General features: G+C 26.9%; 10 protein-coding genes. 2 read left to right on the top strand and 8 right to left on the bottom strand.

Annotation, left to right across the window (positions count from 1 at the left end; all coding sequences use genetic code 4):
- Nucleotides 1-212 precede the first annotated feature (212 nt).
- Nucleotides 213-2045, bottom strand: a complete 1833-nt coding sequence (gene pepF / locus ACJHWB_RS01775; protein WP_483132795.1) for an oligoendopeptidase F — start codon at nucleotides 2043-2045, stop codon at nucleotides 213-215.
- Between the two features lie 177 nt (nucleotides 2046-2222).
- Here pepF and ACJHWB_RS01770 point away from each other — a divergent pair, with 177 nt between their 5' ends.
- Nucleotides 2223-3518 carry a thymidine phosphorylase gene (locus ACJHWB_RS01770; RefSeq protein ID WP_483132794.1) on the top strand — a complete coding sequence of 432 codons (1296 nt, stop codon included), beginning with the start codon at nucleotides 2223-2225 and terminating at the stop codon, nucleotides 3516-3518.
- 67 nt (nucleotides 3519-3585) lie between these two features.
- Here ACJHWB_RS01770 and ACJHWB_RS01765 read toward each other — a convergent pair whose 3' ends face one another.
- Nucleotides 3586-4461: an ECF transporter S component gene (locus ACJHWB_RS01765; protein WP_483132793.1), complete on the bottom strand. Its 876-nt coding sequence runs from the start codon at nucleotides 4459-4461 to the stop codon at nucleotides 3586-3588.
- Between the two features lie 49 nt (nucleotides 4462-4510).
- Between ACJHWB_RS01765 and ACJHWB_RS01760 the strand changes: the two genes are divergently transcribed.
- Entirely contained in the window at nucleotides 4511-5080 is a 570-nt protein-coding gene (locus ACJHWB_RS01760; RefSeq protein WP_483132792.1) for a DUF402 domain-containing protein, read from the top strand.
- Here the strand turns inward: ACJHWB_RS01760 and rnc are convergent.
- From rnc to ACJHWB_RS01730, 6 genes are all read right to left on the bottom strand, one after another.
- Nucleotides 5077-5757: a ribonuclease III gene (gene rnc / locus ACJHWB_RS01755; protein WP_483132791.1), complete on the bottom strand. Its 681-nt coding sequence runs from the start codon at nucleotides 5755-5757 to the stop codon at nucleotides 5077-5079. The genes ACJHWB_RS01760 and rnc overlap by 4 nt on opposite strands.
- On the bottom strand, nucleotides 5744-6745 hold the full coding sequence (gene plsX / locus ACJHWB_RS01750; protein ID WP_483132790.1) for a phosphate acyltransferase PlsX: 1002 nt from the start codon (nucleotides 6743-6745) through the stop codon (nucleotides 5744-5746). The genes rnc and plsX overlap by 14 nt, the downstream gene beginning before the upstream one ends.
- Nucleotides 6738-8357: a DAK2 domain-containing protein gene (locus ACJHWB_RS01745; protein WP_483132789.1), complete on the bottom strand. Its 1620-nt coding sequence runs from the start codon at nucleotides 8355-8357 to the stop codon at nucleotides 6738-6740. The genes plsX and ACJHWB_RS01745 overlap by 8 nt, the downstream gene beginning before the upstream one ends.
- Nucleotides 8358-8418: 61 nt before the next feature.
- Entirely contained in the window at nucleotides 8419-8934 is a 516-nt protein-coding gene (locus ACJHWB_RS01740; RefSeq protein ID WP_483132788.1) for a hypothetical protein, read from the bottom strand.
- 19 nt (nucleotides 8935-8953) lie between these two features.
- Nucleotides 8954-11788, bottom strand: a complete 2835-nt coding sequence (locus ACJHWB_RS01735) for a P110/LppT family adhesin N-terminal domain (RefSeq protein ID WP_483132787.1) — start codon at nucleotides 11786-11788, stop codon at nucleotides 8954-8956.
- Entirely contained in the window at nucleotides 11763-14399 is a 2637-nt protein-coding gene (locus ACJHWB_RS01730; protein ID WP_483132786.1) for a hypothetical protein, read from the bottom strand. Before ACJHWB_RS01730 ends, ACJHWB_RS01735 begins: the two co-directional genes overlap by 26 nt.
- Nucleotides 14400-14408 lie beyond the last annotated feature (9 nt).

The raw sequence follows: 14408 nt of genomic DNA, 5'->3' as shown, positions 1-14408 counted from the left end.
TTTACTGATTTTTCGTGCAAAAGCAAAATTTTTATACTTTATATAAAATAATATAACAAATGAATAGTTTATAGACTAAAAATTTTTTTATTATTTACCTAGTAACTGATAAGCAGATTTCATATAGAGGCTGAGTAAAACAAATAAAAAACACAATTTGTGAAAAATTGTGTTTTTTATAAATTTATGTAAAATAGCCAGTAAATTATTGCTTATTTCTTTTTGAAAATTTTATTTCCAACTTCGATGTATTGTTTGATGTATGAGTCTAAGTTGTCAAAAGCTTGTTTGTAAATCGCTGGATCTCCAAGGTCGATTCCCGCATCTTTTAAAATCTCAACTGGTCATTTTGAGCATCCTTTTGATAAAAAGTTTTTAATGTAGTTATCAAGTGCAGATTTACCTTCTTTTTTGTATTTTTGGAAAAATACATTGGCAACAATGTAACCAATAGCATATTTGTAAACATAATAACCATAGTAATAATGGGGAACAATTACACTAAAAATATTAGATAATTTTTGGTCACGAACATTTTTTGGTTTTGTATTTGTGCGATAACGGGCACTAACTTTTTCATAAATTTCTTCAAAACCTTTATAAGAGGCAATTGGTTGCCCAGCATCAATAGTATTATAAACATCATGCTCATACTCAGCTCAAAGAGTTTGACGATGAACAGTTCCTTGGAAAGTATTGATCATTTCAGTTAAAATTTGGAATTTAAATTTATCGTCTTTGCTAGTTGAGAGTAAATAATCATTTAGCATTAACTCGTTAAAAATAGAAGCTATTTCAGCTAAAAAGATAGGATATTGTGAGTTAAAAACATCTTGGTGTTTGTCAGAATAATATGAATGCATTGAGTGACCAAGTTCGTGAGCTAAAGTATCAACAGCATTAATTGTATAATCAAAGTTCATTAAGATGTATTTACGTTCAATTCCATATGAGTTACCAATTGAATAAGCTCCAGAGCGTTTGTTTGGAACATTGTGATAGTCTACTCAACGATTAGCGAAAGCTTTTTTAATCTCACTAACATACTCATTACCCAGTGGTTTGATAGCTTCTAGAACAAGTTTTTGAGCCTCTTCTATAGTATAACGATTTTTAACTTGCACAAGTGGTAAGGATTTGTCTCAAACTTTAGGAGCATAACCTTGACTAATTTCAAAAAACTTAGCATGTGCATTTTTATATTTAGTTATTAAAGGCGCACTCTCCTGTACGGATTTAAATAAATTTTGAAGCATTTCTTTTGGAAAGCGGTCAGGGAATAGACAAGCTTCAATAAGGGAATTATAACCTCTAACTCTTGCTTGAGTTGAGTTATAACGAACATGTTGATATCATAAATTAGCAAAAGTTTCTTTGTGCCTTAAATATCCATCATAATAATTTAAATACGCATTTTTACGAAGTGTTGAATCTTGACTTTTTAACAACAAACGATATGAAGTGTCATTAACTTGGTGTTTAAGACCTTTTGAGTCTTCTGCATCTTCAAATTTTGTTTCAGAGTCACTCAAAATTGCAAAACTTTGATCTAAGCTTATAGAACCATAACTTGCACTAATTAAGTATTCTTCTACTTTATCATGCAATTTATATTTCTTAGATTCAATTTGGTCTTCAATTTCTTTTGAAAAACCTGCAACACTTGGATCATCTTTTCATTTTTTGATTGTTGCCAATTTATCATAAAACAAGTTTTGAACTGGTCCAAGTTGTTCATAAAATTGACTAATTTGAAATTCAAATTTTTGCTCTAAAGCTTTATTTTTTTCATCAACCAAGTTGGTACTTGATCTATTATAAATGTAATTTTGCACTAAATTGAACTCAATCATAAATTTTTCTTCATGTTTTTTGTAGTTCAAAAAATTAGTAGCACTATCAAATTGCTCATCACGCAATTCAATAAGTTTATTACCTAGTTTTTTTAGTTTATCTAGATGATCTTCAATAGTTTTCCCGCCCAACATTGCTTCAAGGTCAAAACGATATTGTTCTGGAATTTCTTCATATTTTTTATAAGCCATGTTTATCCTTTCGTTTTTTTTAAAAAATAAAATAAATTTTAGCACAAAAAAAATGATGCAATTACATATATGATTAAAAATATGTAGAATATCATAGACATTTGAAAAAAACTTTTTGTAAATTATTTTTTTTGCTTACAATATAAAAATTATTTTGAAACAAATGAAAGGAAACTTATGAACATTATTGATTTAATCGAAAAAAAAGTTGCAAAAAAAGAACTTAGCAAAGAAGAAATTTATTTTGTAGTAAATGGCTTTGTATCTGGAAAAATAAAAGACTATCAAATGGCTTCTTTTTTAATGGCTACAAGAATTCAAGACTTTAGTGATCAAGAAACTTTTTATTTAACAGAAGCTTTTATTAATTCTGGGTTAACTATTAATTTGGATAACATTAACAAAATTAAATTGGACAAGCATTCGACTGGTGGGGTTGGAGATAAAATTTCAATGATCATTTTACCAATTTTGTCTGCTCTTGATATAGTTATCACTAAAATTTCAGGTAGAGGTCTACAACACACTGGGGGAACTGTTGATAAATTGGAATCTATACCAAATTTAAATTGTGAAATTGATGAAAATGCCTTTAAAAAACAGGTAGAAGAAACAGGAATTGCGATTATTGCCCAAAGTAACAAAATTGTACCAGCTGATCAAAAAATTTATGCTCTTCGTGATGTTACAGCTACTGTAAATTCTATTCCATTGATTGCCGCATCGGTTATGTCCAAAAAATTAGTAACTGGAGCTAACTATATTTTAATAGATGTTAAGTGTGGAAATGGCGCTTTTATGCAAAATTTGGAACAAGCCAAAGTACTTGCCAAAAAATTAGTGGCCATTGGGAATCATTTTGGTAAAAAAACTTTTGCTCAAATCACAAATATGTCTAGTCCGCTTGGAAAAATGATAGGAAATAAAAACGAGGTTTTAGAAAGTATTGATATTTTATCTGGCAAAGGTCCTAAATTACTAACTCAGTTCGCTTTTGATCTAGTAGCCTTAGTTTTAAAGATGACAAAGGGGATAGATAAAGATCAAGCACTTAAAATGATTTTAGAAGTAATTGAATCTAAACAAGCACTTAATAAATTTTATAAACTCCTTAAAGATCAAGGTGGTGATATTTCTTTTATTGAAAGTTTTAATTTATGAAATCCTAAGTATAAATATGAACATAAAGCAGAAAAAGATGGATTTATTAAATGAACATCAGCAATTAATTTAGGTAAGATAAGTGTGTTTTTGGGAGCTGGTCGTCTTACAAAAGAAGATAAAATTGACCCAGAAGCTGGAATAGAATTGAAATTCGAAAACTCTGAAGCAGTTGAAAATGGACAAACTATTTTAACTCTTTACTCATCTAACCCAATTGATGTTAGCAAATTTGCAGACTTAATCAATAACTCTTATAGTATAGAAGACAAACCTTTTGAACACCAAATGTTTTTAGATTTAATTAACTAATAAAAATATATTTATATATAAAAAACAACACAATAAGTGTTGTTTTTTCATTAAAAATTTATATAATCTAATATCCTAACCTAGATTGATAATTATGCCTATAATTTAAATGATTAATCATTGGTACTGTAAAAACTAAACAAAAAGTATAAATTGGAAGAGAAAATGCTGATTTTAAAATAATAGGACTTAAATAATAAAAGAAAAAATTATTAATTAATCTATCATTACCACTGCGATTAATGTAGCGATTATAATATTTAATAAAAGCAATTGGGTGTCAAAATCAACGAAATATTACAAATAAAATGGCCAAAATAATCAGAGATAAAAAAGCTATTTTTCACTTGTATTCTTTAGTTTTATAATATAAAATAAAAAGAATAATTGCCGCAATCAAAATAAAAAGACTTATCGATCCTATTAAGGATAAAATGGTGATTTTATCGAAAGTTGAACGCCAAGCTATAGGTACTTTGCTAATTTGCTGAGAATTTAGGCTAAAATAATAGAAAAAAATGAAAATTATTGCTAAAATAAAGATAACAGTTGGAATTAGTAATCATATGTCTTTCTGATGAGCTAATTTGAATAACAAAGCGGCTAAAATGGCGATTGCAGGGGGCACTAACCCATATTCAGGGGTTCAAATAAATATGTTACTAGTGAGTGCTGTTTTAGTGATATCAAAAATCAAAGCAACAAAAGCTCCTTTAAATCAATTTAGGGTAATTCCCAAAAATATATAAAAAGGAAGTTCAAAAGCAATATTAAACCTTGCAGGTAAAGCTGTTTTTACAAGGTATGCTATTATTAAAAAAAGCCCCAAATAAATTCCTGAAATTACAATATCAAAAATTGAAAAAGCAAAAATATTAGACAAAATTTTTTTATTTTGTATTTGTTTTTTAATTGTATAAACTTTATCGAACAAATAAAACATTTAATACATTATATAAAAAAAATAATAAAATAATGTTAAAGGGTTTAAAATGAATATTAATTCAACTAAACAATCGCATAAATTACAAAAAAAAATAAATATCCAAGCCTATAAAGCTTCAGGTAAGTTATATCGACAATGAAACGAAGCATCGATTATTAATTATTTTGACAATTATTTAGTAATATCACTTAAAGGTGCCAAAGTTAAAAAAGAAAATGAAAAACCTTGAAATGTTCGTGAAAATTCTATTTGAATTTTTCACAAAAAAGCATTTTACAATGCTATTTTAACACTTCGTGGGCATCAAGTTCATTATTATATTAATTTAGCTTCAGATTTTGTATATGAAGATAATACTATCAAATTTATTGATTATGACTTGGATTTAAAATTAATTACACCAAGCAAGAAGATTGAAATTGTAGATATAGATGAATTTCAAAACAATATTAACAAAAAACTTTATACACCAGATATGCAGTTAGATAAAATAATGTCTAAACAAATTCAAATACTTTTTTATAATTTTTTGAATAAAAAAGGTGTATTTAGTTCCAGTTTTTGGTCATTTTTTAAACCTAGTTTTAAACCAAAAGCAATCAAAACAAATAATTAATCTGTTTTTATTAGTAGGTCTAAAGCTTGTTGGGCAGCTGCGAACTCTGCTTCTTTAATGCTTTTGCCTTTACCGGTTCCATATTTTTTGTTTTCTCAATATAAATGAACTAAAAAACTTCCGTCTTTTAGTTGGAATTTACGATATTCGATTTCAGATGTTGAAGAATAAAACTGAATTTTTTCTTGAAATTCAGTTTTAGGATCTTTAGCATTAGATTTAGCAATTTGAATAACAATTGGCATTAATTTTTTCTCTAAAAATTTATCTAAAAAATCACTACCTAAGTCCAAATAAATAGCAGCACAAAAAGATTCAAAAATATCGGCTTTAAATTTCTGATTGTCGATGATTTCCTTTGCCCCTTTACCTACTCGAACAAACTTATTTAGTCCGATTTCATCACATAATTTAGCAAATGTTGATGCAGAAACTGATTTTGCTTTAACAATTGAAGCTATACCTTCTTTACTTAAACTAATTTTTTTATAAATAAATTCACTAACCTTAAAATTCAATATAGCATCACCTAAAAACTCAAGCATTTCATAATGACTTTGGCTAGGATTTTCATGATGAAAAGATTTATGAGTAAGTGCTTGCATAAAAACTGCAATTGATTTTGGTTTTATTCCTATGCTAGCTAATCAATTTAAAAACTGTTTACGGTGCTGCATCTGATAATAATTTTTCCTTAATTTTAACCAAAACTTGACTTTCTAAAGCTATTTTAACTTGATTTAAAGCGCCTAAAAAAGCTTGTTCATCGCTAGAACTATGTGTTTTTAAAGCAATTCCATCAAGACCAATGATTCAAGCAGCTCCTACATTACGATAATCAAATTTTTCTTTAATTTTATACAAACTAGGTTTTGCGAGTAAGCCAGCAATTTTCCCTCTAGTTGAAGAAATTAATGTTTGCTTTAAAAGTTTAAAAACTGCTAACATTGCACCTTCTAGTGTTTTTAAAATTAAATTTCCGGCATAACCGTCACAAACAAAAACTTGAATTTCAGCTTCTAATAGATGTTTGGGTTCAATAAAGCCTACAAAATTTAAATCTGAATTTTGAGATAATAAATTATGGGCTTCACTATGAAATTCAAGACCTTTATTTTCTTCTACACCAATATTAACAATAGCAACTTTTGGGTTTGCAAAATTATATAAATTTTGAAAAAATAACGATGCTATTTGTGCTCATTGCGCCAAATATTGGGGTTTGACAACAACATTCGCACCTACATCCACCATTAAAAAAGGTAAATCAGAAATAGTTGGTATCATTGGCATAAAGGCAGGTCGTTCAACATTTGGTAATTTTGGTAACTTAAAAAAACTACTTGCCAAAATTAAAGATGATTCAGCTGGGCTAAGTAGTGCATCAACTTGCTTGCTAGCTAATAGATCTATTGCAATGTTCATAGAATTCTGTTCTTTATGAGCATGACGAATAGATTTACCATCTTTAGTAGCGATATTTGTTTCATCAACAACACTAATATTATCTAATTGTTTTAAATAAGTTTTGATTTTAGTTTCATCTCCCACTAAAATCAAATGGTAGTTTGGATTATTTTGAGCAAATTTATTAGCAGCTTTGACAGCAAATTCCAAACTATTTTCATTATTTTGCACATCAAAAGCAATTTTAAATTTATTCATTGATAATCCCAATTAAAAGTGAATAAATTTCTTGATCACTTTTATTAAAAACAAAGTCTATATTATCGTAATTAGCAGCAATTTGTTCAATTTCAACAATTTGCTCCTTAGTCACATTTATACCATAATTGATGTATACGCTAATAGTTTCTTTACTTGTGTGATTAGATAATACAGATTTAACGAGATTTAAAGCTTCATCATCAAGAAGTGAGACTTTTCCTTCTTTTAGTGCTACAAATTGATTTTTTTTGATTTCAAAACCATCTAATTTAGCATCTTTAGCTGCTTGAAAAATTGAAAACACTCTTATATTTTCATTTGCTTGTAACATTAATGATTTATTGTCTTTTCAAGCTGTGTCAGGATGGAAATTTTCTGCTAAAAATTGGCCTTGGAGTTGATTGGTAGTTGGAATTACTATAATTTTTTTAGTTTTATCTTTTTTAAATCAATTTTGAACTTGCTCTGCAACTAAAATAAAATTTTTGTCGTTAGGCAAAATAAAAAATGCTTTTGCACTAATTTGCTCAATAGCATTTACAAGATCTGAAAAAGAAGGTTTGTTAGATTGGTCGAAAACCACAACCTTACTAGTGTTACGTTCCTTCATTAAATCAACAAAACCTTGACCATTATTGCAACTAATTAGTGCTGACATTTTAGGAGGAATAGTTTTTTTAACAATATGTTTGCTTGCTTGTTGATCCATACTTTCAATTTTAATCTTGTCAAATTCGCCGTAACGCTGCAAATAATTAAGCAAATTTCCCGGCTTCAAGCAGTGACCATGGATTTTTAATAAACCATCTTGCTCAACTACAACTAATGACTCAATTCTTTTGGCTAGTTTTGACTCTAATTTTTTGCGATTAAAATCAGTTAAAGATTCTATGTTCACAATAGCTTCAGTACAATATCCAAAATCACTATGATCTTCTTGTTCACTAAAATGAAAATTAATTTCTTGTGGTGAATCAGTGTAGTTAACTGGATTACCATTTAAAAAGTGATAAATTCCTTCTAAAATAATAAGCATTCCTTCTGAACCTGAATCTGTCACACCTGCATTTTCAAGTTGTTTCAATTCTTTTGTAGTTTCATCACAAATGCGGCGACCTTCTTGAACCATTAATTGAAATAAATCTAAAAAAGATAATTTATTAATTCGTGCATTTTTAATGACATCACTAATTTTACGAATAAAAGTTAGAATTGTTCCTTCAACAGGTTTAACAACAGAATCATAAGCACGTCTGACAGCATTTTCAAAACCACTAACAACATCTGCAATAGTTAGTTTGTTTTTGTTTTGTCAACTATCTTTGAATCCACGAATAATTTGAGACAAAATAACACCAGAATTACCTCGCGCTCCAAACAAGGAACCACGTGCAAATGAAGTTATTATTGTACCACTATCGACATTTTCTAATGTTTTTATAGCTTCAAAACCAGAATTAAAGGTTGCAAACATGTTGCTACCAGTGTCGCCATCAGGAACTGGAAAAACATTAAGTGAATTAATTCACTCCATTTTATTTTGTAAGTGATTTTTAGCAGATTCTAGAGCAAGACGCAATTCTTGTCCTGTCAAATTTTTGTTTATCATTTTTCCCTTTTAATTTCAAGCTTAACTATGAAATTATAGCAAAAAAGTGTACAAAATATAGTTATTTTTCAAATTTAATACTAAAATCTTGACTCCCAGCTTCGTGTTTTTGAGCGCCATGAAAATGTCCAAATTGCAATTTGCCTGATAAAACTTTTTTTGTATCATCCCAATTCAAAATTCAATCAAAATAAGTATTATTTTCATTTTCTCATGGAATTGGCAACCCTTTTTTACTAATGAATTCAAGAGTTTTGTTGTTAATTAACTGCAAAATAACCAAATGGTTAATGCGATTTTCATCTAAACATTTTGAAATCGCGCCTTGTTCACAAGCATTTGGATAATCCCTACTATTTTCATTTTTTTTATCATTATAAAACTCATAGAACCTATTTTTAAATTGCTCATAAGACATATTTTTACTCTTGGGTGTTAATCGCAAGGCATAGTCATTTTCTGACTTGTGAGCAACATCATTGAATTTGCCATAAAATGTTAAATTAGAACCACAACTAACAAATAGAATAGTGGAACTAGCTAATAAAAGCAATGCTGATTTAAATCTCAATTTCATACTAATTAATTATATACTTTTAATCAAAATATTGATTAATAAACCCTTGAATTACTTTTAATCTATTGGCTAGATTTTCAAAATTGTTTTGTTGAGAATTGTTGTTAAAAATGGCCAAACCTTTCAAACTAATAAATGATTTCATTCTTTCTAAAGATTGAGATTTATAAGCAATTGTGCTAATGTCAACACCATAGTTTGGTATTAATTTTTGATTTGATTGGCTTTTAGGTATTATCTTTTCTTTTAAATCCTTATTTGAATCTATAGGTAAATTTCAATTAATTTTGCTAGAAATGTAATTGTTTAAAAAATCTTTTGAATCAGATGTTCACAAATTAACTCTCATATCATTTTTGAACAAAAGTATTTCAAGCAACAATGTTGCATCAGGATTTTTAAAATAATCTGTTAAAGATTCAGTTCCTTTATAGTTGTATTCAAGACTAGAATCTGGTAAATTAAGATCGCTATTTTTTTTGTTTAAAACTACATTTGGCATACTATAAAGTGCTTTAATAACTTTTTTAGATGAAGAATTTTCTTTTTTATCCAAATACTCCAATCCTATATAATAACTATCTTCCAAACTTACTTTTTGACCAATATCTTGACTATTTGCTGGTATTTTTTGAATAAAAACATTAATAGAATTATCTTTTACATTATCACCCGATCCTAATAAATAAAGCCTTTCATCTGGATTTGTTGGCAAACTGCTAGGTTTAAAAGCTAAATAAATTGCTCCATTATGAATAATTTGATTTTCTTGTTCTACCTTAAGGTTGTCTGATTTGATAGTTAGTTCTGATGTAAGATTAATACCATTTGCGGTTTTAGTAATTTTGTCATTTAATTTATTACTAAAATAAGCTGGTTGTAAACTTGCTAAATTATCAAAAGAAACAACTTTATTATCAATAACATTAATTGAGTTTTGATCTATAAAAACATCTGGTGCTAAGCTTATGGCTGCATCAAAAGCTTGATTTGTGGGTAATACATCATTAATTTCTAATTCAATTGTGTCAATCAATTGTCCTGCATTACTAATTTGTAAATTAATTTGATATTTTTTTGCAAATATATTTTGTATTTTTATTTTAACCTTCCTTGTGATCAAATTAGTTATTTTACTAAAAATATTTTTTAAATAATCCCCTGCTAATTGATTAGAAATTTTTGATTTTCGACTTGCTTGATTTAATAAAAAAGTTAATGGCAACATTAAATTATCTATATTTTTTGAAGTAAGTTGTGTTTTTATTAGTTTGAAGGCATCATCGATTTGATTCGCAAAAACACGAGAATTTGTGTCTAAAAAAATTGGTTTAATTTCTTTTTTAATTTCTTGAATTTCACTTATTAATTCAACATCTTTTTCATCTAGAGTTGTAGTTAATGAACCCTTGTAATTAGAGAAGTTAAAATTAGCTATAGCTTGCGATGTGATTGTTTCACTAGAACCTACATCGAAGGAAATTCCTTCAGGAATTTTTATATTTTTACCTTCTACACTAAAATCAAAGACAGCATTTAATAAAATATTATTTTTTAAAATTCCAACAGGATTTGTAAAAAAATAACTAATTTTTAAAGGATTTTGTGTTTTTTGTGAATCATTGGTTCGATTATTTTTAAATCAAAAATTAAATGATTTAATCTCATTTATATTTTTGTTTTCGAAAAAAGGTTTTTCCATCAATGATTTAGAAATAACATTTGCATTAATTATTTCTGATAAATTATTAAAACCTAAATCTTGAACTGTTTTAACCAATTGAGTATTGATTTTATAATCTTTCAAATTAGCACGAATTATCTGTAAATTATTTGCAACAAGAGATTGAGAGAATATTAATGGTAAGTCCAATTCAAAAAGAAGTTGGTTAGTTTGTTTGCCAATAATCTGGCTTGCAAGTGCAATTTTATCATCTTTTAACGCTTTAAAAATTAAGCGCCCTCCATCATCCAATTTAGGAATCATTAGTTTGTTTTTATCTAAATTAAACAAATTACCTTTTTCATCAAAAAGCATAATTGTGCCAATATCAGTAATTGCTTGCTTAAATGCCAATGCTTGATTTTCATTGTTTTTATTGACCACATTTAAGTTGCTATCATTAGATTCTAATGTTTGAGTAATATTGTTTTGAGATTGTTTTTTGCTATTTAATTTATTGTAAGAATCAAACAAATATTGCAAAGTAATTGCGGCAATTTTAGGATTTGGAAAAGCTAGTTTGGATTTCCCTGTTACATAAATTAAAGATTTTGCTTTACTAGGTGTTTTTGCAATATTTACATTTTCTAAAACTTTATCAGTAGAAAACCCTTTAACTTTTGTGGTTGTTTCTAAAATAATTTCGCCATTTATATTTGAAGCAATTAAAGACAAACCATTAATTTCATAACCAGTTTTAGATACAACTAATTCTTTATTAATTTTTAAATAAAAATAGTAATTTGGTCAACGTTTTTCAAAATTAGAAAAATCAACTAGTTCATTTAATAAATTCAATGCAGTTTCATTAGCGTGATATTCTAGAAGTTGATGTGCTGAAATAGAGTTTAAAAACATTGCTTTTAAATGTAAATTTTCTGCCAATTTTTCGAATTCAATTTTGTCTATGTTGTACTTTTCTTTTTGCACTTTCAAGTCATTTTGACTAATAAAATCTACTTTGGATTTTATATTTGATTCTTCTACCACGTTCTTTGAAGCTGTTATCGTAAAAGATAGAATAACACTAACAATACTAGCCGATACCAAACCTACAAACGATCAATGCTTATAATTTAATTTTTTAATTTTTTTAATAATCACTTTAATTCAACCCCAAATTATATACATAAATAACCAACGGAACAGAAGAAATGTCTTCGCCTCTCTCTAATCATAATTGTAAAAACTTAGTATTTTTTTGACTTAGTTTTGATGAGTGGTTCGTGTCATCAGAAAGGTCCAAGTCGTCCTGAGATAAAGGATTGGATGTCAATGAAATAGTTGGATCAATAGTCTTGTAATAATCTAATAAATTAGACAAACCTATTCGTTTTAACAATTGTTGCATTGATAATTTAGTGACCAAATCATCTAAATGATTAAAATCGCTGTTTGTAACACTTATCCTTTGAAAAGCACTAGGTGTTTCAAGAGCAATTTTGTTTAAATTCAAAATATTTTGTTGTTTTTCATCTGAAATATCTTTTATTTGATCATCATAAAACTTAATATTATTCAAAGGTCGAAATGCAGTTTTAAAAAGTTCATAAGATATTTTTCCATTTTTTAAAAAACCAAAATGATATTGATAGTATATTTCCGGTTTTTTTGATTCTAACTCGTTTTCAGTAGTCTTAACCTGACCTGAATCTATTGCTGAGCTTTTAAAAATAATTTGATAACCAAGATGGTTTCCAAGTTTTAATAGTGGAAAACCAAAGTTTGAATTTGCTAAAAATCTTAGTTTAGCATAAAATGCCAAAAGTAAATCTGCTAAATTTTGAATTGGAATTTGTTTGCTTTTATCTTTTTTATAATAAGGTTGAAGATTATAGTAAAAATCTGATTTATTGTCCGCATTTTCATTATTTGCCTCGAATGTTGCTATTTTGTACAAAATTTCATTAGACTCTTTTGTTGCAAAATCATTTTTAATTGCAGCTAAATCAAAAGGGATGTACAAAGTAGATAAATAAAAAATCCCATCATTCAAATTATTTTTGTTTAAATTAAAAGTTGTATCTAAATAATCATTGTTAAAACTAAATAAGTTGAACTCAGATTTACTAGTTGAATCGGCTTTTTTTGGATCTATAAAACTAATTTTGCTTAATTCTTCAAATATTTTTTTTGATTCATTATTAAAAAATGTTGTATCTTTGCTAATGAGCCCCGCTTCTTTTAAAATACTTAAAAAATAAATTGCCACATTGTAAATACCTTGATTTGCAAGGTTAAACAAAAAACGTGGTACATCTAAATTATTTTTAAATAATTTGGTTTCAATATTGATAACTTTATTTTCTTCACTATCCTTTTGATTTATCCTAGAATTAGCTAGAAATGTTTCAATTGGAATATTTCTAAAATCTCTTGAAATAGCTTGTAATTTTTGCTCATCATTAAGTCGAAGTCCATAAATATCTGGTTTTTTCAACATATCAATTACTTGGTTATATCTTTGTTTCTCTATCAAATTTTTTAAATTATTTATTCCAATAGAGTTTGATGATGTTGATTCAAAAGGTTCGATTTTATCTGAATCGTATCTATATTTAGATGATAATCAATAATAAATACCATTAGGTTCTGTGGACTCGCTATCTTGTGAACTTTTTGAAAAATTCATATTATTAATTTTTATTTCAATTTTTTTGATAGTTGAAACATCGATAAATTTAGTTTTAATTTCAACTAATCCATCCACTTTTAAGTAGGGTTTATTTTCATTAGCATCAAAATAAATTCTTAGTGTGTCTGAATCTAATTTGAAATTAATTTCAAAAAATTTATCCAAATTTTCTTTAGTAATGTCATTTAAATTCGCATTTATAAAATTAAGTTGCTTAATCAAAGGTTTTTTTAAACTATTAGAAATTATTGATAATAAATAGTCATCTTTGTCTTTTTTACTAACAAAAAAAGTACTTTTAAAAATATGCAAAAAATCAAAAGCTGATATCAATGATAGATCTAATTTAGAATTTTTTAAGCTATTAGATGTTGAACGTTTTTCTCACTGTTGTCACCATAGTCTTCTAATTGAATTAATATTTAATTTTTGTTGTGGCAATGAATCTTTAAAACCTTGCTTAAAAAAATCATTTTCTTTAAGATTTGAAAAACTAAAAGAGTTATCAAAATTAGTCTTACCAAATAAACCAACTATATTGAGTGGAACTGCGATTATTTCAGATTCACCACCTTTTCCATCTGTTGATTTAGATTGATTTTGAATAAAAAAATATAGATTATTATTGGTGTTGGTTATCCATTGATTTTGATTGTTAGGATTTCTAACTAATTTAAAATCACAATTTTCAGCTACTTTAGGACCAATTTTAGTATTGAGTTCAAATAATATTTCATTAAAATTTAAAAAATTTTCTAAATATTTCTTGGTTTCATTAGAAGTTATTTGTCTATTTACATTATTTAAAAAATCATTCAATGAAACAAATTGCAAGGCTGTTGAAACGACTGCCTTTTTTAAATTTTTATCCTGATTTTGAGTAACTTGATCGCTTTGTTGAAAGCTAAATAAAATACTTTTGTTAGGCTTGATTTTACTTGCTATGTTTTTAATTTGTTCATCTAATTGGCTAGGTTGGATAACCTTATCTTTTAAAGAACTAGAAATCCCTACAGAAGTAGAAATTACTATAGAACCTATAACTATACTAAAACAAATTAAGGCAAGTTTTTTTTTATTTTTTTTCTTAATTTTGTATATTTTCATATTTAAAAA

It is taken from the genome of Mesomycoplasma sp., from assembly GCF_056854695.1.
This window is presented reverse-complemented; position numbering and strand designations above follow the sequence as displayed.